This window comes from Candidatus Eisenbacteria bacterium, from assembly GCA_005893305.1.
Taxonomy (GTDB): Bacteria; Eisenbacteria; RBG-16-71-46; order SZUA-252; family SZUA-252; genus WS-9.
This window is the reverse complement of sequence record VBOZ01000014.1, coordinates 73,303-91,625: the sequence shown is the minus strand read 5'-3', so window position 1 is coordinate 91,625 and position 18,323 is coordinate 73,303. Positions and strand designations below refer to the sequence as shown.

The following is an 18,323-nucleotide window of genomic DNA, read 5'->3' as shown; positions in this document are numbered from 1 at the left end:
GGACCGCCACGATCCCGGGCACCGTGATGGGAACGGCGCCCTACATGTCGCCCGAGCAGGTGCTCGGCCGGCCCGCCGGCCCGCCCAGCGATCTCTTCTCGCTCGGGACGATCCTCTACGAGCTCCTGACCGGGAAGCACCCGTTCGCGGCCGAATCCAACGTCGAGACGATGCACCGGATCCTCCACGAGACCCCGGAGCCGCCGAGCAAGGTGAACCCCGCGATCACCGCGGATTTCGACTTCGTGCTCGCGAAGGTGCTCACGAAGGATCCGGAGCGCCGCCATGCATCCGCCCGCGACCTCGACATCGACCTCGACACGCTCGAGTGCGGGTGCGGTCCCGCCGCGGCCCCCTCCGGGGAAGGGAAGGGACCGCGCGCCATCGCGGTGCTTCCGTTCAAGAACATCGGAGGCAATCCCGACCTCAACTACCTCGGCGTCGGCCTCGCGGACGCGGTCATCACGCGGCTGATGAACTCGCCGGACCTCGTCGTGCGCTCCACCGGATCGATCGCGGTCTACGAGAACACGCCGGTCGAGCCGCGGCGCGTCGGACAGGAGCTCGACGTCACCGCGGTCCTCGATGCTTTTCCGCGCCACGGCGCGACTCGTTGAAACGCCGAGCGGCCGGGCCCTTTGGGCGGGCAAGGTGGACCTGCGCTTCGAGGACATCTTCGAGGTCCAGGACCAGGTGGCGCACGGGATCGCCGAGGCGATGACGGCGCGGCTCTCGGCGGAAGAATCGCGGAAGAGCCGCGGCCCGGAGCCCAAGAAGTTCACGCCCTCGCCCGAGGCCTACGAGCTGTTGCTGCGCGGACTGGAGGCACAGCGTGCGGGGACAAAGGAGGGATTTCTCCGCGCGAGCCGGGAATTCGAGCGGGCGGTGATGGTGGAGCCCGGCTACGCGCGGGCCTGGTCGCATTTGGGCAGCGTCTACCAGGGGATGGTCGACAGCGGATACGAGTCCGACCCGGCCTGGTACGCCAAGGCGGAGGAGGCGATCCAAAGAGCGCGCTCGCTCGACCCGGAGGACGCCCAGGCTTCCTTCGCGACCGCCGCGCTCCACGTCGTGTTCGGCAGAAAGCGAGAGGCGTTTCAGGAGCTTCTCCGGGCCCGCCGAAAAACGCCGAACCAGCCGCTCGTCTACCACTACTTCGCCTACGTCTTCCGCCTTTGCGACATGATGGACGAGGCGATGAGCGCCGAGAGGCACGCCCAGGATCTCGATCCCAATCTGCCCTGGGCGTCGTGGGGCGCGGCTCGGATTCACCTCCTTCGAGGAAACGTCGCCGGGGCGGAAGGGGAACTGGAGCGCGTGCGACGCCGTCTCTCGAATCACCCGCAGCTGGGCTATTTCGAAGGGGCCCTGCTGGTGGAGCAGCGGAAGTACGCCGAAGCCGTGGAGCACTACAAGACGCGCGTGGACCCTGAGGAGGTCACCGGGTCGGCCTATTTCGATCGCGCTTTCGCGCGGCTCCGCGCGGGCGACGTGGCGGCGGCGATGAGCGACCTGCCTCACATCGAGGCACACGGCATGATCGACATGGACTTCGCGTCCGACGCGGCGGCGCTCTGGGGACACCTGGGGGACCGGGACAAGGCGTTCCGGTTCCTCGACCGGGCGGTGGAGCTGGGGAACGACGCGCTCACGAAGTATAGGAAGGACGAGCTCTTCGGGCCGCTCCACGGCGATCCCCGGTGGGAGCCGTTCCTTTCGGGGGTCCGCCGCCGGATCGAGACGTATCGCCGCGAATTCCGGTGGCCGCTGCCGGAGTAGCGCCCGAAACAAATCGGGGCCGCATTGCTGCGGCCCCTGCACACATCCCCGCCATCCTTGGCGAGGCACGCCCTCCGCGTCTCACTGGGCGCGAAGTCGCCTAACGGAACCTATCGACCGCCCAATTTCCGATCTTTAGCGCGTCCATCCCGAGCGCAGTGGGGGAAGGCCGCGCCTCGCCTCGCGGCTCGACGGCGACCAACCCCACACCGGCCAGGAAGAGGCCCTTCCCCGCCATTGCCCTGCCCGACCCGCCGGGGCCTATTCCTTGGGAACGAACTGCTGCTTCTCGGTCTGCTTCTTCAGCGCTTCCGTGTTCAACACCTTGAACTCGACTCGCCGGTTCTTGGCCATGCCGAGCTGCGTCCGATTGGTCGAGATCGGCTGACGCTCGCCGTATCCGACCGTGGTGAACTGGTTCGGAATCAGCTCGGGGAACTTCTGGACCAGGTAATCGAGCACTGCCTTGGCGCGCGCCTCGCTCAGCTTCTGGTTCGTGGCGTCGCTGCCGCGCGCGTCGGTGTGCCCGCCGATCTCAATGCGAAGCTGCGGCCAACGGATCAGGATGTTTCCGACATCGTCGAGGATCTTGAACGAGTCGTCCTTGATCGTCGCCCTGCCGGTGTCGAAATTGATGTCCTGGAGCCGGATCATCCCGGTCTCGATCAGCTCCGTCTCGCGGACGCTCACCTGGATGGGGCAGCCGGTCATATCCACGCGGACGTTCGTTTGGGTGTCCGGGCACTTGTCGATGCCGTCGCAGACACCGTCCTGATCGGAATCGGTCGGGCAGCCGTTCGGGTTCACGGTGCAGCCCTTCGGCGTGTTCTCGCACTGGTCGGGGCCGTCGTAGACGCCGTCCCCATCCGAATCCATCGGGCATCCCGTCGCGTCGACCCGCACTCCGGCGGGCGTGTCGGGGCAGGTGTCGATTCCGTCGAACGCCCCGTCCTTGTCGCTGTCCAGCGGGCAGCCGGTCGCGTCAACGAGGGCGCCCTTGGGCGTCCCGTCGCAGCGGTCGATTCCGTCGAAGACGCCGTCCCCGTCGCCGTCCAGCGGGCATCCGGTCGCGTCGACGCGGGCGCCGAGGGGCGTGGCGGCACACTTGTCGAACTTATTCGGCACGCCGTCATTGTCCTCATCGGACGGCCTTCCGCCGAAGCCGAAGGAGATGCCGCCGAATCCCTCGGGCGCGTGGCGGTACTCCTTCGCGCCGGAAAGGTCGGCAACCTGATAGCTCACGTCGCGCGCGTCCAACCGGAGGGATATGCGCTCGGACACCGTGATGCGAACGCCGGCGCCGGCATTCCAGGCGAAGTGCTTGTCGGAGGTCCCGGGGCGGCGGATGCGGACCGCTCCGGCTCCGGCCGTGAGGTAGGGCGAGAACCGCGACTCGGTCAGGAAGAACTTCGTGAGGTTCCCATCCCCTCGGAGAAACGACGTGTGCGCACCGCCGATTTTGGCGCTGTCGCCCTTCGCGGAGTGGAGCCGCACCTCCAGGGCCCATGCTGGGGTCATGCGGAGACCGGCGATGCCGCCGAACGTGCCGAGAGGATCGTCGGTGCCGTACTCGGCGGGGGGCCACACGGCGCCGCCGCCGGGAGCGAGCCAGCCCGCCGACGTATCGGCGAGCGCGACGACGGGCAGCATGAGCACGAACGACGCCGCTAACAGAATGGTGCGGGTGGCAGAGCGCACGTGAGTCCTCCTGGACAGAGCCAATAGCGCGGCCGCGCTCTTGGTAAGAGCCCGTCCCTGGGTCGGCCGCAAACTACACCGAACCCAGAGCGGGGCACAAGCCGAAACCCTCGCTGCCGGCGATCCCCGATGGTATTCTGATCACGTGGCTTCCACGGCCCAAGAGATCCGGATCCGGCCCCTGAGCGAGCTCGACATCTCGCGTGTCGTCGCTATTGACGAGCGGCTCACAGGGGTCTACCGGCCCGAGGTATGGGAGCGGCGCGTGGGGTACTATCTTCGGCGGGACCCCGATTCCTGCCCCGTCGCCGAGATCGGCGGAACGGTCGTCGGTTTCATGTTCTCGGACGTCCGCGGCGGGGAATTTGGGCTCGAGGAGACGACGGGCTGGATCGAGCGGTTCGGCGTCGACCCCGACTTCCAGGGACGCTCGATCGGACGGAGGCTGTTCGAAGCGGTGCAAGCTCAGATGGCGGGCCACGGCGTGAAGATGATCCGAACCCTCGTCGACAAGAAGGACTCCGACCTCGCCTCCTTCCTCCGCGCGGTCGGATTCGAGAACGCGGCCCTCCAGGCTCTCGAGATGAAGATCCCGGCCGAGCCGCCGCCCGCGAGGAGCTCCAAGTGAACGTCGAGCAAACCGTACTCCCCAAGCGATTCCACGACGCCGTTCTCCACTGGCAGCGCCACAATTTCCCGGACTATGGGCTTCTTCCCGATAACTGGGAGAAATACTTCCCCAACGATCCCGACTTCTGCCTCTGCGCCAAGATGGAAGTGGGCATGGGCGACACGATCGAGATCGGGGACAGGGCGGGGCAGGCGCGCATGACGAGGCCCTCGGAGATGGGCGAGGAGCCGGCCCGGCACCTGCTCGCCATCATCCGCGCGCAGGCGTCGACCGAGTTCGGCTCCATCCAGCAGCACGAGGGAACGCTCGCCCGCGCCCAGGACGACGAGGACCGATTCTGGGTGCTGCGCGTCATGGCCGAGGAGCTGCGGCACGGGTATCAGATGTTCCATCTCCTGGTCTCCCAGGATTGGAGCGGCGTGTCCGGTCAGAAGGCGGAAGAGATGGTCGAGGAGATCCTGTCGATGCGGACGGGCTCCCACGTGCTCGACGCCTTCAACCTCGAGTACGATTCCTTCGTGGACAACGTCGTCTTCGCGGCCGTGATCGATCGCGTCGGGAAGTACCAGCTCGCCATGCAGCGAGTCTGCGCCTACAAGCCGTTCGCGCAATCCATGCCGCCGATGCTGCGCGAGGAGGCCTTCCACCTGGCCGCGGGCGTGATCCCGCTACGGCGCTGGGTGCAGCGCGCCGCGCAGGGGAACGAGCTGGTCACGATGGCCGCGATCGGCCGATCCTTCAACAAGTGGATGCCGCGGGGTCTCGAGATGTTCGGCCACGAGAAGGGCGGCGAGTCGAATATCCGGTTCGGCTTCAAGAACATGAAGAATGCGGAAGCCCAATCCCTCTACTACGAGGAATGCCGGAAGATGGTGGCGGACCTGAACCAACGCTACCTCAGGGCGCGGCTTCCGAAGCTGAGCCCCGAGGAAGCCGAGCGGATCGCCGCGCGGCTCCTCGACGACCGCGGGCGCCACGACGGCGTCTCGTACGAAGATCTCATCGAGCTTCCCGATGCGCGCTTCTTCCGGCGCAAAGGGGAGCCGGCCTTCACCATGGTGGGCACGCGGGGCGAGGGGTTCGCCTCGGTCGATGACTACGTGCGGCATCTGAAGGCGCACCTTCCTGAGCCCTACCTCCACAGCCGCGACATGAAGGGCTACGTCGAGACGCTCCGCGACGTCGCGGCCGGCCGCGTGACCGTCGACCAGGCGATGAAGAAGATGCCCGCGCTGAAGCGGGTCGGCGGGGTCTGCCCGTGCTCCAATTCCGTGCGGTGGGTCGTCGAGGAGGAAGCGCCGGCAACCCACAAAGGCGCGTCCGAGCCGCGCCCCCGTTCCAACCAAAGCCCCCCCAAAACCATCTGACGGTTCGTCGGCCCATCGGGACGAAACCATCGCCCCGGTCCGGGCGTAGGTCTGGGTATCGCTACCCGGACGATTTGGCTTAGCCACTCCATCCTAGGAACGGAACCCTGATGCGCTCGGTCGCACCCGTCTGGCTCGTGGTCGCCCCCATGCTTCTCCTGACCGGCGTCGCGCGGTCGCAGACCGCTGATTCCGCGGCTGTGCTGCCCGTCCGGCCCCATTCGGACGCGCCGGTCCTCCACGCCGTCCCGCTCGCGGGGAGCGTGCACGTCGACGGACATCTCGACGAGGCGGCCTGGCAGGCCGCGACCCCGGTCGATCGATTCACCCAGCGGCAGCCCAAGGAGGGAGCGCCGGCGACCGAGCGGACCGAGGTTCGGGCTTTGATCGCCGAGGACGCTCTCTATATCGGGGCGCGCCTCTACGACAGCGAGCCGTCGAAGATCCGGTCGAGGCTCGTGCGCAGGGACGACGTGAACAGCTCGTCGGATTCGGACTATCTGGCGGTGCTGCTCGATCCGCATCACGATCACTCGACCGGCGTGGCGTTCCGCGTCGGTCCCTCCGGATCGTTCGACGACGCGACGATCGCGGCCACCGGCAACCAGGACACATCGTGGGATCCGGTCTGGAATGCCCAGACCTCGATCGACTCGCTGGGCTGGACGGTCGAGATGGAGATCCCGCTCTCCCAGCTCCACTACAGCGGCTCGAACGACGCCGTCTGGGGCGTGCAGATCCGCCGATGGATCAACCGGAAGCAGGAACTTTCGGAGTTCTCATTCACGCCGCTCAAGGAAGCCGCGGACGTCAGCCGCTATGGACATCTGACGGGCCTCGGACGCCTCAGTGCGCCTCGGCACGTGGAGCTCCTGCCCTACGGCCGCGTCCGCTCCGAGTTCAAGCAGGTCCCGAGCGGGAATCCGTTCCGGGACGGCACCGACCAGTTTCCCGCCGCCGGCGTCGATCTCAAGTACGGCGTGACGAGCAACATGACGCTCAACGCGACCGTGAACCCCGACTTCGGCGAGGTCGAGGTCGACCCGGCCGTGGTCAACCTGTCTGCGTTCGAGACGTTCTTCCCGGAGCGACGCCCCTTCTTCATCGAGGGGGCCGATGTCTTCAACTTCGGCGAGACCCGGAGCTACAACAACTTCAACCAGACGATCCCGTTCCACGCGCGGCGGATCGGACGGCCGCCCCAGCGGAGCCTTTCGGACAGCGGATACCTCTACGTCGATTCGCCGGGACGGACCACGATCACCACGGCGGCGAAGGTGACCGGTAAGACCTCGAGCGGCTGGACGATGGGGATTCTCGACGCGGTGACGCCCGTCGAGCGGGCGAGCTACGTCGACACGTCGGGCGTGGAGCATCGGACCCCCGTCGAGCCGCTCACGAACTACTTCGTGGGGCGGATGCGCCGGGATTATCGCCAGGGCAACACCGTCGTGGGCGGTCTGGCGACGGCCGTGAATCGCGACCTCCGAGACCCGGCGCTCAAGGATTTCCTTCGCTCGAGCGCGTATGCCGGCGGCCTCGACCTGAACCACTATTGGGGCCGGCGCAGCTGGTCGCTCGACGCGATGCTGCTCGGGAGCACGGTGCTGGCGAGCCAGGACGTCATCGCGGCGACGCAGCGGAAGAGCTCGCGATACTTCCAGCGCCCCGACGCGAAGACGCTTCACTACGACCCGACCCGCACCAGCCTGAGCGGCTACTCGGGCCTGCTCTCCCTCAACAAGATCGCCGGAAAGCACGGGCAGGGATCCCTGACCTACCAGGATTGGAGCCCGGGGTTCGAGATCAACGACGTGGGGTTTCAGAACGCGGCCGACTGCCGCGCGCTCTCGACCCTCGCCATGTACAAGGAGAACAAGCCGGGAACGGTGGTTCGAGACTGGAACTCCTACGTCTTCTCGAACTGGTCCTGGAACTACGACGGCGACCTGACCTATCAGGAGTACGCTGGGCAAGTCCAGGGGACCTTGGTCAACTATTGGTACGCGTCCTTGCGCGGCGAGTACTACCCCGGCAGCTTCGACGACCGCCTGACCCGCGGCGGTCCTCTGTCACGCCTGCCCGCGGGCGGCACGATACGCTCGACGGTTACCAGCGACTCGCGGAAGATGTACACGCTCAGCCTCAGCGGCGTCGAATCGTGGGACGAGGCGGGAGGGCATCTCGCCCAGCTCTCCGGCTCGCTCTCGATCCGCCCCACCTCCGCACTCCGTCTCCTGTTCGAGCCCGGAATCAAGGATCTGCACGACAACGCCCAATACGTGGAGACCGTCTCCGACCCCCTGGCCACCGCGACCTACGGGTCGCGCTACGTCTTCGCGTCGCTCCACCAGACCCAGCTCTCGCTCGACACGCGCCTCGACTGGACGTTTTCTCCCAAGCTGAGCCTTCAGCTCTACATGCAACCCCTGATCGTGAGCGGGGGATACGAGCGGCTCAAGGAATTGCGCGCCGCGCGCACGTACGAATTCGACGTCTACGGGGGCCACCGGGGAACGGTCCAGCCCGACTCGACGGGCGGCTTCCGGGTGGACCCGGACGCGGGCGGCCCCGCGCCCACGTTCCACGTCGACGATCCCAATTTCAACTTCCGCTCCCTGCGCGGAAACGCGGTATTGCGCTGGGAATACCGGCCCGGCTCCGCGCTCTTCCTCGTCTGGCAGCAGAGCCGCGAAGGGGAGGAGTCGTTCGGCAACTTCGAGCTCTCCCGCGACTGGCACGGCCTCTTCCGCATCGAGCCCGAGAACATGATCGCGGTCAAAGCGACGTACTGGCTCCCACTCTAGCCTCGCCCGCCTCCCCCCGCCGCTCTAGCCTCGCCCGCATCTCCAGGCCACTCTCCCGTCATCTGTGGTAGGGTTGAAATTCTTCCCTTGAACCTCGTGGTTCAGGCCTCGACAACTCGAGAGGCGAGATGAAAGCAAAGACTCCCGCGGCCGAGCCCGCACTCACCCCCCGGCCGGCGTCCGCGATCCGGCCGAGCGCTCTGAAGCAAGCCGCGTCGAAGTTGATCGAGCGGCACGGCGTCGGGCACGCTCCCGCGATCCAACGCGGCGTCCGCCAGGTGGCCGAGCGGTGGTGGGACTCGGACGGCGAGGAAGCGGCGTTCGAATCGTTCTGCGTCGAGCAGTACGTCCCCGATGAAGCCGAGCGGGCGAAGTGCTTCGCCCGCCTCGAGGAGGCGCTCGAGCAGGTGGACGGGCACCTCCACGAGGTCCGGAGGGAGCTCCACCGGCCCGTCGATCTCGACCTGGGGCCCGTGAGCCGCGTCGACTTTCTCCTCCAAGACGTCGACCTGTGGGCCCACGTGGACGAAGACCTCTACCGCGCCAAGGTCGCGTTCCTGGCGCTCCTGAATTTCCCGGTGCACACGCTTGAAGAGCGGCTGAACCAGGGCCCGACCTGGGACCGGGATGCCTGGGCCCGGTCCCGGATGATGGACCGCTTCGCCGAGCGCGTGCCCGCACCGGTGCTCCAGGGCATCGCCCGGGCGATCCAGGCCGCCGACTACTACATCGCCGAGTACAACATCCGAATGGACCGCCTCCGCGCACCGGACGGAACGGGACCGTTTGCGAGCGGACTCCGGCTGATCTCCCATTGGGGGCTCCGCGACGAGCTCAAGTCGCGCTACGACGAAGGAGCGGACGGGCTCCGGAAGCAGCGGATGATCTACCAGGTCATGCGGCGGATCGTGCGTCAGGAGATCCCCGGCGCCGTCCGGGACGACCCCGAAGTTCGGTGGTGCCCCGAGACCAACGAGATCGAGCCGAACGGGAGCGGGAAGAGCGCGCGGGAGCCCGACACGCGCTACATGCACCTGCTCGAGGTGTTTCGGTCCGTCCGGTCGGCCGATCCGTTCGCTCCGGCCGCGCCCACGTTCATCCGTCGGCGCTTCGAGCTGGATCGTCAGATTCCGGAGGCGGAAGTGGAGGCGCTGATCCGGTCGGTCCTCGAGTCTCCCGAGGTCGCGGCCCTGGCCAAGCGGATCGCGCTGCGGCTCGGCCGTCCTCTCGAGGCGTTCGACATCTGGTACTCCGGATTCATGCCGCGCGGCGCGCGGAGCGAAGAGGAGCTCGATCGCGTGGTCCGCGCGCGCTACCCGACCGTCGCGGCGTTCCAGGAGGCGCTCCCCGAACTGTTGCGGTCGCTCGGCTTCGCGAAGGAGCGCGCGGCGTGGCTCGCCGACCGGATCGTGGTCGACGCGGCGCGCGGCGCGGGACACGCGCTGGGAGCGGCACGGCGCGAGGACAAGGCGCATCTCAGGACGCGGGCCCACGGCGGGATGTCCTACAAGTCGTTCAACATCGCGATGCACGAGCTGGGGCACAACGTCGAGCAGGTCTTCTCGCTCTGTGGCATCGACCACTGGGCGTTGAACGGTGTGCCGAACACGGCCTTCACCGAGGCGTTCGCGTTCGTATTCCAGTCCCGCGACCTGGAGGTGTTGGGCTTCCCGCCCGAGGGCGAGGCGGCGCGCCGGAACGAGGCCCTCCAGTCGCTCTGGGCGACCTACGAGATTGGCGGCGTGAGCCTCGTCGACATGAAGGTCTGGAACTGGATGTACGCGCACCCGACCGCGTCGGCGGCCGAGCTGCGCGAGGCGGTAGTCTCGATCGCCCGCGACGTATGGAACCGGTGGTACGCCCCGATCTTCGGAGAGCGCGACGTCGAGCTGCTCGCGATCTACTCCCATCTGATCCAGGCGGCGCTCTATCTCCCCGACTACGCGATCGGCCAGATCGTTGCCTTCCAGGTCGCGCCCCGGCTCAAGACGGGGGTGTTCGGGGAAGAGGTCGAGCGGATGACCCGGCTGGGACGTCTCACCCCCGACGCGTGGATGCGCGCCGCGACCGGCGCGCCGCTCTCCACCGGGCCGATGCTCGAAGCCGCCCGCGCCGCGCTCGAGGCCGAACGGTGACGGTGCGCGCCGGACGCTCCGCGGACGGCGCCACGGGGTTCGCCGTGGGTCCGATGCGCGCCTCCGACTGGGAGGACGTGCGGGCGATCTACCTCCAGGGGATCGCGACGGGGAACGCGACGTTCGAGACCGACGCCCCGTCCTGGGAGACATGGGACAAGGCCCACCTGGCGGAGCCGCGGCTGGCCGCGCGGGAGGGAACCGGCCGCGTTCTCGGATGGGCGGCCCTCACGCCGGTGTCGGGACGGTGCGTTTACGCAGGCGTGGGGGATCTGAGCGTCTACGTCGCGGAGGAGGCCAAAGGGCGGGGAGTGGGCCGCGCCCTCCTGGAGGCGCTCATCGAGTCCTCCGAGCGCGCGGGGATTTGGACACTTCAGGCGGGAATCTTTCCCGAGAACGCAGCGAGCTTGGCGCTCCACCGCCGGTGCGGATTTCGCGACGTGGGACGGCGCGAGCGGATCGGGAAGATGAACGGGGTGTGGCGCGACGTTCTGCTGCTGGAGCGGAGGAGCGGCGCCGTCGGCGACGGGCCCTAGGGCCTCTTCACCAGCTTGTAGATCTCGCCGTCCAGGAGAACCAGGTAGAGCTCGCCCGAGGCGTCGAGGCCGAACGACGAGAGACCCTGCATGGCGCCGCCCGCCTCGGTGCGAATGGCCCGCGTCCAGTCCTTCTCTTCGACCGCGTTCCCGTTCACGATGCGGAAGCTGCGTATGAGGCCGGTGCAGTAGTCGCCGTAGAAGTAGGTACCGGCGAGCTCCGGATGGAGCCTGCCCCGGTAGACGTACCCGCCCGTGACCGAGCAGCCAGCTTGGTGATCGTACTCGGCGACCGGAAGAACGAGGCCGGTCTGGTTACAAGTCGTCCCCGGCGGATAGCAGTGCCTCCCCTCCATCCGACTCCAGCCGTAGTTCCGCCCGCCCATGCCCGCCGGCTCGTAGTCCAGTTCTTCCCAGCGATCCTGACCCACGTCCGCGATGACCATGTCGCCGTTCGCGCGGTCAAAGCAGAATCGCCAAGGATTTCGTAGCCCGTACGACCAGATCTCGCCGCGCTTCCCAGTCTGCCCCAGGAACGGATTCCCCGCGGGGATCGAGTACGGGGATCCCGAATTCACGTCGATCCTGAGCATCTTGCCGAGGAGCGCGTTCAGGTTCTGGCCGTTCCCGTTCGGGTCGCCGCCGCTGCCGCCGTCGCCCAGGCCGATGTAGAGGTAGCCGTCGGGTCCGAACGCGACCTGGCCGCCGTTGTGATTCGAGTACCGCGAGTGGTCGACGAACAGAATCTCGCGGCTCGTCGCGGAGGCGCTGTCCGGGTTGGACGACACCACGTACTCCACCACGTGGATGTTCCCGCCCGGTTTGTCCGTGTAGTAGACGTAGAACTTCCCGTTCGACGCGTACTGGGGATGAAAGGCGAGGCCGAGGAGGCCCTGCTCGCCCCCGTTGCTGACGATGCTCGAGAGATCGAGGAAGGCGCGCGGTAGGATCTGACCCCCCTTCAAAATTCGAATCGTTCCCGTCTTCTCGACGATGAAGATCCGCGCGGTATCGTCGGGCGGCGCCGTGAGGTCGAGCGGCTGCGAGAGGCCATCCGCCACCCGCATGGCCATGTATCCCGACGGGGCGGCCGGAGGTCGCATCGTCGCGGGGCTCGATTGGTTGGTGTCGCAGGAGCCGGCGGCCAGGAGCAGGAGGGCGAGCAGGACCGGGCGGGGCTTCCTCACCGCTACTTCTTTCCCGTGACGAGGCGGATTACTTTGATTACCGGGTCGTAGTGGTCGTCGACGACCCGCTCCTTCAACGGGATGATCGCGTTGTCGGTGATGTGGATGTCCTCGGGGCAGACCTCGGTGCAGCACTTTGTGATGTTGCAGTAGCCGATCCCCATCGAATCCTTGAGCAGCTTCGTCCGGTTCAGGGAGTCCATGGGGTGGGTTTCGAGGCCCGCCACCCGCACGAAGAAGCGCGGGCCGGCAAAGCGGGCCTTCTCGTCATGCTCCCGAATGACATGGCAGACGTTCTGGCAGAGGAAGCACTCGATGCACTTCCGGAACTCCTGGACGCGGTCGATGTCTTCCTGCTTCCACCGCCATTCGGCGTCCTTCTTCGGGGTGAAGGCCGGGATCTTCTTGTTTACCTCGTAATTCCACTTCACGTCGGAGACGAGATCCTTGATCACCGGGAAGGACCTCATCGGCCTCACGGTGACGGGACGGTCGAGCGGCATCGCGTCGAGGCGGGTCTTGCACATCAGCTTCGGCTTGCCGTTCACCTCGGCGCTGCACGACCCGCATTTCGCGGCCTTGCAGTTCCACCTGACGGCGAGGTCGGGCGCGGATTCGGCCTGGATGCGGTGGATCGCATCGAGCACCACCATCCCTTCCTCCACCTTGACCTTGTATTCCTGGAGCGCCCCGCCCTTGGCGTCGCCGCGGTAGACGTGAAAGACCGCTTCCTTCATCGGGTCTCCTTCAGACCTTCACCAGCTCGAGATCGGCGTCAACGATCGCGCGGAGCTCGGCGGGCATCTCGGGGAGCGGCGCCTGCGTCACGCTCATCGCCCCTCCGTCTCTCCTGGCAACGCTGTTTTTCTTTCCGAGCTCGGGGTCCGGATTGGGATAGTCGAGGCGCGCGTGCCCGCCCCGGCTTTCCTTCCGGAGAAGCGCGCTTCGAGCCACCGCTTCGCTGCAGAGGAGCATCGACCGAAGATCCCGGGCCAGGTGCCAGCCCGGGTTGAATTCGCGGGCGCCCGTGACGGTGATCCGCTCCGCTTCGCGAGCGAGCGCGGCGATTTCATCGATCGCCTTTCGCAGATCCGCCTCGACGCGGAAGATTCCGACGAGAGATTGCATCGTCTCCTGGAGCTTCGCGTGGACTTCGTACGGTGAGGGGCCCCCGCGCCGCTCGAACGGAGCCAGCATCTCGCGCTCCGCGGCCTCGATCTGTGCCGGGTCGAGCTCCGCGTGCCCCGGAATCTTCTTCGCGGCCTCGGCCGCGCCCATGCCGGCGCGGCGGCCGAAGACGAGGAGGTCGGAGAGGGAATTCCCGCCGAGGCGGTTCGCGCCGTGCATCCCTCCGGAGGTTTCCCCCGCCGCGTAGAGGCCGGGCAGCGTCGAGGCCCCGGTGTCCGGATCGACGCGCACGCCGCCCATGATGTAGTGCGTCGTCGGTCCGACCTCCATCGGTCCCTTCGTGATGTCGACGTCGGCCAGCTCCAGGAATTGGTGGTACATCGAGGGAAGCTTCTTTTTCACGAGCTCCGCCGGCTTGTGGGAGATGTCGAGGAAGGCGCCGCCGTGGGGCGAACCCCGACCCTCCTTCACTTCGGTGTAGATGGCGCGCGCGACCATGTCGCGCGTCGAGAGCTCCATGCGCTTCGGATCGTAGCGCTCCATGAAGCGCTCGCCCGTCGAGTTCCTGAGGACCCCACCCTCGCCCCGGACGGCCTCGGTCACGAGGATCCCGTGCACGCCGGGGGGCCACACCATCCCGGTGGGGTGGAACTGCACGAATTCCATGTCGATCAGCTCCGCGCCCGCCTCGTACGCGAGCGCATGGCCGTCCCCCGTGTACTCCCAGGAATTCGACGTAACCTTGTACGCCTTTCCGATCCCGCCCGTGGCGAGGACGACCGACTTCGCGCGAAACACCACGAAGCGCCCGGTCTCGCGCCAGTAGGCGAACGCGCCGATGACGCGCCCGCCGTCCAGGAGGAGCTTCGAGACCGTGCACTCCATGTAGACCTCGAGGCCCTGATGGACGCCGTGATCTTGGAGCGTGCGGATCATCTCGAGCCCGGTGCGGTCGCCGACGTGGGCGAGGCGCGGCGAGCTGTGCCCGCCGAAATTTCTTTGCAAGATTCGCCCATCGCCCGTCCGGTCGAACACCGCGCCCCAGCGCTCGAGCTCGCGCACGCGCTCGGGAGCCTCCTGCGCGTGGAGCTGCGCCATGCGCCAGTGGTTGAGCATCTTTCCGCCGAGCATGGTGTCGCGGAAGTGGACCTTCCAGGAGTCCTTGGGGTCCACGTGCGCGAGCGCCGCGGCGACGCCCCCCTCGGCCATCACGGTGTGGGCCTTCCCGAGGAGCGACTTGCAGACGACGCCGACGCGGGCGCCCATCGCCGACGCCTCGATCGCGGCGCGAAGCCCGGCGCCGCCCGCCCCGATCACCAGCACGTCCACGTCGTGGGATTCGAAGCGGACGCTCACAGGAGCCTCCGGTCCAGAAGGATGCCCATGGAGAGGAGCCGGACGTAGACGTCAGCGGCGGTCACCGAGAAGAGGGAGATCCATGCGTAGAGCTGGTGCCGCTGGTTCAAGCCGGTGAACCAACCCCAGAGACCGTGCCGGGCGCGCGCGCTCGCGGAGCATGAGAAGCAGTCGAGCCTCCCGCCGATCAGATGGCGCCAGGAATGGCAGGACGTCGTGTAGAGCGTCAGCGTGCCGGTGCTCGCGAGGATGAAGAGGGAGCCGAGACCGATACCGAACCGTCCGTCGAAGTGGAAGGCGTCCCAGACGTCCTTCCACAAGAAAATGAGCCAGAAGAGGGCCAGGTAGAGCGCGAACCGATGCATGTTCTGGAGGACGAACGGGAACTTGGCCTCGCCCACGTAGGGGCGCTTGATCTCGCCCACCGCGCAGGCGGGCGGATCCCAGAAGAAGGCCCGGTAGTACGCCTTCCGGTAGTAATAGCAGGTGGTCCGGAACAGAAGAGGCGGGATGAGGATCAGGAAGGCCGGAGAGATCGGCCACCATCCGGGGTGGATCTCCGGCGAATAGACGGGGGAGAGGTAGCCCCCGAATCTAAAGTGCGCGTTCTGCGCGGCGGCCCACACCAGGTAGAGGCCGGTGAGTCCAAGGCCGGCCGCGACGGCGCCGGGCGCGAGCCACCACGCGTCGCGCCGGTCGGTCGCCCCCAGCCCCTCCCTCGTCATCGCTTCGGTCGCCTGACCCAACGGGATCCCTTTGGAGGCCACTCCGATAGAGCTTGGGATACGAACAGCGGATGAGGGTACCACAGGGGCCCCAAGAAAACGACCGGCACGACTTGTGGTCGCGCCGGTCCGATAGCATTGCCCGATTCAGCCGGGAGATGGGCTACTCCTCGTCCTCCCGATCCCACCCGCGGTCGTCCTGGCATTGACCGTCGTCCCATTGCCCGTGGTCCCAGTCGCTCGCGACGACTCTGTAGCCGCGCGGAGCGTAGGGGCAATGTGCCATGTGATGCTCGTACGCGTCGAAGCTCGTGAACTGCGCGTCACAGAAGTTGCACCCGTAGATGTCGCAGGGGTCGCCGTAGTCGCCGTAGTCGCCCGCGCGGACATGTACGCCGCCGATTCTCGCCGAGATGAAGAACCGGACGGGACGCACGTAAATGATGTGCCGGGGATAGTAGTAGGACGGCGCGCTGTAATACCTCCACCCGGAGGCCGGCCGGCCGCGATAGCCCCAACCCGAGCGCAGCCACGTGCGCTCGCGATAAATACGACGCCCCTGCCAGGGTCGCGAATATCGCGGCCCTTGCTGGTAGGCCCCGCGATCGCGCCACCCCGGCGCCCGGTAGGCATCCCAGCCCTCCGTGGAGCGCCTCACGCTGCGATCGTCGCGGCCACCGCGTTGGTCGCGGGCACCGCGGTCGTCCCGGGTGCCGCGGTCGTCCCGGGTACCGCGCTCCGGATTCCACCATTTGCCCTGGTCCGCCTGGGCGGAGACGGGCGAGCCGAACAGCACCGCGGTGCCAAGAAGGCCCACGAGCGTCAATCGTCTGCTCTGGATCCACATCGCGTTCATCGTGACCGCTCCTTTCCGGCGCCTGGGGGGGCCCCCGTTCGCCAACAACATGGGGTAAAGCAACCCGTATGCCCGGTCGGAGCTTTTTCAATAACGTATTTACATACAACGATATACGCGACATATCTGACCCTTGAGGTACCCCGGGGACCGTGACCGGGCAGCGCCACTCGCGGAGGATCGATCACACTCGTAGGAGTCAAATTCAGGAGCCGACCTGCCGATAGGTCGCGAAGGCGCCGCAGGGGGCGGGGCCGATCCACTTGCGGCCGCAATTGAGCACGGAGGGCGGAAATGTCCGGATCTGGCGATTGGGAGCACGCGGAATATCAAGCGCTCATGACGCGCGGGCGGGACGCGGAGCGGGCGGCATTGATTTGTTGGACGGCCGCCGGTCTGGTCGCGGCGGTTCTCCTGTCGTGGGGGATCGGAGCGAAGAGCTCGAGCCTCATGCTCCCGGTGATCTTCGCGTCGGCGTTCGGGTACTACGCGACGATCCACAGCAGGAATCAGGTCAGGCTCATCGCGGGGTACGTGAAGGAATTCGTCGAGACCCAGAACGGCGGGCCGAAGTGGTTCACGCGGCTCGGTCACCTCGAGGTCGTGCCCGGATTCAATCCCTCGAGCGACTGGGCGGCGACTCTCCTCGTGAACGCCATGGTCGTCGCGGCGGTCGTCTTCGCGTGGCTTTACGCCGCGGCGAGCCCCCACGGCGATCTCATGGCCGGTATCACCACCGGCTGCGGCGTCGGCTTCGCCGTCCACTCGGTGGCGGAGACCGCGCGACTCAGGCGGGCGAACCCCGGGGCGTTCTGGCACCAGGTGCGTCAAGGCCCGATGGAGACGCCCCCCGAGCGGTTGACGATGACGCGCTGACGCCGCCGCCTCCGCCAAGCAGATCGGCCCCCGGGACCGGCGTCCCGGGGGCCGCCTTATTTTCTCTCAGGGAAGCTGGGGGCGCGCCACCGTCGCCGCGAGGCTGATCGTCTGATCGTACTGTCCCGGGTCGAGAGGCATTCCCGGCGCGACGTACGCCCGTTCGTAGCTCGCCACCGGGCCGACGCCCGCGATGTAGTCCACCGTTCCGTACGAATAAACTCTGTAATAGCCGGTGACGTTCCCGTTCACGTCCGTCGCGAGGCTCACGCCGAAATCGATGACGTAGAGCACCTGCAGCGCACTTCGGAGTCTGTTCGCCCCGTTGATGGGCTTCGGCTCGCGGAGCACGCGGGCGTGCAGGAAGATGTCGCTCGCGAGATCAGGCACGAGCTGCAGGCTGAAGGTGCTCCCACGGGTGAGATCGGCCACCAGATATTTCCAGGCCAGCTGGGTGCTGACGTCGCCGTAGCTCCCGATGAACTCGCTCGTCTTCACCCAGGCGTACCCGAACAGAAAGTCCGGCGCGCGGACCGAGGTCGCGGTGGCCGCGGAGAAGGCCCGAGCCGCAGCGGCCGGCCATCGCCTGGCGATCTTGGGCGCGAGATCCGGGCGAGCGACCGAGAGCGCGCGGAGGAATCCGGTCGGCATCGGGACCCCGGCGACCGAGTTCGTAGGGGGCTCCGCCGGGGATGGTGCTTCGAGGACCGTGGTCTCGAGGTTTTGACCGACCGCCCCCGACGCGGTGGTCCTCGTCCCGTTGAACTGCATCCGGTAGCCCGCGGTGGAGACCACCGCGTTCGGGCCGATCGGAAGCCAGCGGAGAAGCACCGCGACATCGTCGAGGGAAGGCACGGGCGGCACCTGCGCGGGGGTCGGGTAGGCCCGGACCGTGAATTGGTTGCGCCACGAGCGTTCCTGAATCCGGAAGGTCCACGACCGCCCGTCATCGTTCGGCCAGATGTTGCTCAGGGTCGGCTTGAGGCGGCCCGCCTCCGTGGAGGCGTCCGATCCGGGCTGGAGCGCGTCCGAGAGCGCCGCGGCGCCTTTTGTCTGAGACGGCCCGAGGGGGTCGCGGCTGTCCGAGCATCCTGCGGCGATCAGGACAAGGCAGAGGGGCAGGAGCAGGAACATTCGCGGGGCGGGGTCCGGGAAGCGCATGAGGGGTACCTCCTAAGAACGGTGCGTGATCGGGATGACCCCCTTATGCATGGTAACGCCGCAGGCACCGGAAAGAAAGGG

General features: G+C 67.3%; 13 protein-coding genes and 2 pseudogenes (1 of these 15 running past the window's edge). 8 read left to right on the top strand and 7 right to left on the bottom strand.

Annotated elements, in window-relative coordinates; genetic code table 11:
- Together E6K79_05585 and E6K79_05580 are read left to right on the top strand one after the other, a co-directional pair.
- Nucleotides 1-617 (top strand): annotated as a pseudogene (locus E6K79_05585) (hypothetical protein) (it extends 466 nt beyond the left edge of the window).
- Nucleotides 586-1,779 carry a tetratricopeptide repeat protein gene (locus E6K79_05580; GenBank protein ID TMQ65234.1) on the top strand — a complete coding sequence of 398 codons (1,194 nt, stop codon included), beginning with the start codon at nucleotides 586-588 and terminating at the stop codon, nucleotides 1,777-1,779. The pseudogene E6K79_05585 and the gene E6K79_05580 overlap by 32 nt, the downstream one beginning before the upstream one ends.
- A gap of 261 nt (nucleotides 1,780-2,040) precedes the next feature.
- Here E6K79_05580 and E6K79_05575 read toward each other — a convergent pair whose 3' ends face one another.
- Nucleotides 2,041-3,477, bottom strand: a complete 1,437-nt coding sequence (locus E6K79_05575; protein TMQ65233.1) for an OmpA family protein — start codon at nucleotides 3,475-3,477, stop codon at nucleotides 2,041-2,043.
- Between the two features lie 10 nt (nucleotides 3,478-3,487).
- Here E6K79_05575 and E6K79_05570 point away from each other — a divergent pair, with 10 nt between their 5' ends.
- From E6K79_05570 to E6K79_05550, 5 genes are all read left to right on the top strand, one after another.
- On the top strand, nucleotides 3,488-4,105 hold the full coding sequence (locus E6K79_05570) for a GNAT family N-acetyltransferase (protein TMQ65232.1): 618 nt from the start codon (nucleotides 3,488-3,490) through the stop codon (nucleotides 4,103-4,105).
- Nucleotides 4,102-5,475, top strand: coding sequence for a hypothetical protein (locus tag E6K79_05565; protein ID TMQ65231.1), 1,374 nt, complete (start codon nucleotides 4,102-4,104; stop codon nucleotides 5,473-5,475). Before E6K79_05570 ends, E6K79_05565 begins: the two co-directional genes overlap by 4 nt.
- A 110-nt stretch (nucleotides 5,476-5,585) precedes the next feature.
- Nucleotides 5,586-8,282 (top strand): hypothetical protein, encoded by a 2,697-nt coding sequence (locus E6K79_05560; protein TMQ65230.1) that lies wholly within the window; start codon nucleotides 5,586-5,588, stop codon nucleotides 8,280-8,282.
- A 128-nt stretch (nucleotides 8,283-8,410) separates the two neighbouring features.
- The gene (locus tag E6K79_05555) at nucleotides 8,411-10,417 is read left to right on the top strand and encodes a hypothetical protein (protein TMQ65229.1); all 2,007 of its coding nucleotides are present in this window, start codon (nucleotides 8,411-8,413) and stop codon (nucleotides 10,415-10,417) included.
- 53 nt (nucleotides 10,418-10,470) lie between these two features.
- Nucleotides 10,471-10,953, top strand: coding sequence for an N-acetyltransferase family protein (locus tag E6K79_05550; protein ID TMQ65266.1), 483 nt, complete (start codon nucleotides 10,471-10,473; stop codon nucleotides 10,951-10,953).
- Here E6K79_05550 and E6K79_05545 read toward each other — a convergent pair.
- From E6K79_05545 to E6K79_05525, 5 genes and pseudogenes are all read right to left on the bottom strand, one after another.
- A complete protein-coding gene (locus E6K79_05545; GenBank protein ID TMQ65265.1) occupies nucleotides 10,950-12,056 on the bottom strand; it encodes a PQQ-dependent sugar dehydrogenase in 1,107 nt (368 codons plus the stop codon). The two genes, E6K79_05550 and E6K79_05545, sit on opposite strands and share 4 nt — an antisense overlap.
- Before the next feature lie 86 nt (nucleotides 12,057-12,142).
- Complete coding sequence (locus E6K79_05540; protein ID TMQ65228.1) at nucleotides 12,143-12,877, bottom strand: succinate dehydrogenase/fumarate reductase iron-sulfur subunit; 735 nt, start codon at nucleotides 12,875-12,877, stop codon at nucleotides 12,143-12,145.
- Nucleotides 12,878-12,887: 10 nt separating this feature from the next.
- Nucleotides 12,888-14,624: a succinate dehydrogenase flavoprotein subunit gene (locus E6K79_05535; GenBank protein ID TMQ65227.1), complete on the bottom strand. Its 1,737-nt coding sequence runs from the start codon at nucleotides 14,622-14,624 to the stop codon at nucleotides 12,888-12,890.
- A complete protein-coding gene (locus E6K79_05530) occupies nucleotides 14,621-15,349 on the bottom strand; it encodes a succinate dehydrogenase (GenBank protein ID TMQ65226.1) in 729 nt (242 codons plus the stop codon). Before E6K79_05530 ends, E6K79_05535 begins: the two co-directional genes overlap by 4 nt.
- A 661-nt stretch (nucleotides 15,350-16,010) precedes the next feature.
- Nucleotides 16,011-16,088 (bottom strand): annotated as a pseudogene (locus E6K79_05525) (30S ribosomal protein S5).
- Between the two features lie 411 nt (nucleotides 16,089-16,499).
- On the opposite strand from E6K79_05525, the gene E6K79_05520 reads away from it, so the two are divergent.
- Nucleotides 16,500-17,081, top strand: a complete 582-nt coding sequence (locus E6K79_05520; protein ID TMQ65225.1) for a hypothetical protein — start codon at nucleotides 16,500-16,502, stop codon at nucleotides 17,079-17,081.
- A 66-nt stretch (nucleotides 17,082-17,147) separates the two neighbouring features.
- Here the strand turns inward: E6K79_05520 and E6K79_05515 are convergent, their stop codons facing one another.
- Nucleotides 17,148-18,242, bottom strand: coding sequence for a hypothetical protein (locus E6K79_05515; protein ID TMQ65224.1), 1,095 nt, complete (start codon nucleotides 18,240-18,242; stop codon nucleotides 17,148-17,150).
- Nucleotides 18,243-18,323 lie beyond the last annotated feature (81 nt).

Excerpts from the sequence above, each read along its gene's own strand:
- E6K79_05580 (TMQ65234.1), top strand. The coding sequence starts at position 586 with ATGCTTTTCCGCGCCACGGCGCGACTCGTTGAAACGCCGAGCGGCCGG.
- E6K79_05560 (TMQ65230.1), top strand. The coding sequence starts at position 5,586 with ATGCGCTCGGTCGCACCCGTCTGGCTCGTGGTCGCCCCCATGCTTCTC.
- E6K79_05555 (TMQ65229.1), top strand. The coding sequence starts at position 8,411 with ATGAAAGCAAAGACTCCCGCGGCCGAGCCCGCACTCACCCCCCGGCCG.
- E6K79_05550 (TMQ65266.1), top strand. The coding sequence starts at position 10,471 with ATGCGCGCCTCCGACTGGGAGGACGTGCGGGCGATCTACCTCCAGGGG.
- E6K79_05545 (TMQ65265.1), bottom strand. The coding sequence starts at position 12,056 with ATGCGACCTCCGGCCGCCCCGTCGGGATACATGGCCATGCGGGTGGCG.
- E6K79_05540 (TMQ65228.1), bottom strand. The coding sequence starts at position 12,877 with ATGAAGGAAGCGGTCTTTCACGTCTACCGCGGCGACGCCAAGGGCGGG.
- E6K79_05530 (TMQ65226.1), bottom strand. The coding sequence starts at position 15,349 with ATGACGAGGGAGGGGCTGGGGGCGACCGACCGGCGCGACGCGTGGTGG.
- E6K79_05520 (TMQ65225.1), top strand. The coding sequence starts at position 16,500 with ATGTCCGGATCTGGCGATTGGGAGCACGCGGAATATCAAGCGCTCATG.
- E6K79_05515 (TMQ65224.1), bottom strand. The coding sequence starts at position 18,242 with ATGCGCTTCCCGGACCCCGCCCCGCGAATGTTCCTGCTCCTGCCCCTC.